The sequence below is a fragment of the Moorena sp. SIO3I6 genome (genome assembly GCF_010672095.1).
Genome location: NZ_JAAHHU010001636.1, coordinates 1 through 1,110, shown reverse-complemented (window position 1 = coordinate 1,110; position 1,110 = coordinate 1). Strand labels below are relative to the sequence as shown.

Below are 1,110 nucleotides of genomic sequence, written 5' to 3'. Positions count from 1 at the left end.
TTTCAATTTCTAGTTGAGTTCCTGCTACCCCGCAGTAAGCACACTTACGATTCCATTTTTCAAGCAAATATTCCCGAAGTTCGTAACCATAAAGCGTACCTTGTTGATACTCAATTCCAGATATTTCAGGATTTTGTAGTTTCTGAGTGTCAAACCTGACCAATTCTTGGGAGATGCCGGTAACAGGGCAGAATCGACTCAACTTTTTAACCCAAGTTAAAATATTTTGAACCCTAGACGTCAAGCTGGGGGCTAACCAGCCTTTTGATCTAGTTCTGTTAAGAAACCTGGGCTTGCGGTATCGAGTCTTGCGATTACGTCTACTACGTCTCAATTGTCTACGAGAGGTCAAAGCCTCTTGTATTTGAAACCCTCGATGGGTAAGTTCAGATCCCCAGATTACTCGTTTTCCTTGGACGATAGCTAAACCGCTTATTTTTGCTCCAGGATCTATTTTGAGTTGGTGATCGTGAGTTATTGGCTGTTTTACTTCCTCCGTCAAAATTATGGTAAATGGGTAACGACGATAGACCTTTGCTTTTCCTACCGAAAGTAAAATTCTGGCTCTCGCAGGCTTGCATGGATCTAAGGGTTGTCGGTTTTTGTTGAGTACAAAGACACGCATAATTGTGTTTTCTCCTATTACTAGGGTTAAGTTAGCTGAGTGCTTCGCACACGCTGCCGCGAACGTCAATGTTATTCCTCGGTACTTTCCCAGTCGCACTGGCTTAACTCAAATACACCTGTTTAACGACCGGGTTCTAGAGCTGAAGACTAGCTACGCATCCTCAGGTAGGAACCTTAACACTTAGGAATAACGTAGTTCTTTAGGAACTTAGACTGGTCAATTATGAGCTTTTTCAAGCTCCCGCTATAGTCTGAAAAGACTTAGCGGTGAGTTATTGACCTCTTCGAGAATCTTAGCAGAGGGTTTAGCACCTGCTTGAGCTAATTCCTCTGCTTCAGTGCCATTGACCTTACACAGGAGGGCATTCCAGGACAGCCTACCCCCTGGAAGAATTGCCACATTTCCTTTTAATTTTCCAGGTGGGATATTTTCTCCTTAAGCAGACAAACGGTAATCTTAGCCTGATCAGTACTTATTTGCTA

General features: G+C 43.2%; 2 protein-coding genes. Both read right to left on the bottom strand.

From position 1 onward, the window contains the following. On the bottom strand, nucleotides 1-625 hold a 625-nt coding region (iscB, locus tag F6K49_RS51885; RefSeq protein WP_293110834.1), incomplete at its 3' end, for an RNA-guided endonuclease IscB. Nucleotides 626-871: 246 nt separating this feature from the next. Next, on the bottom strand, nucleotides 872-1,027 hold the full coding sequence (locus tag F6K49_RS51880; protein ID WP_293110832.1) for a hypothetical protein: 156 nt from the start codon (nucleotides 1,025-1,027) through the stop codon (nucleotides 872-874). Nucleotides 1,028-1,110: the final 83 nt, after the last annotated feature.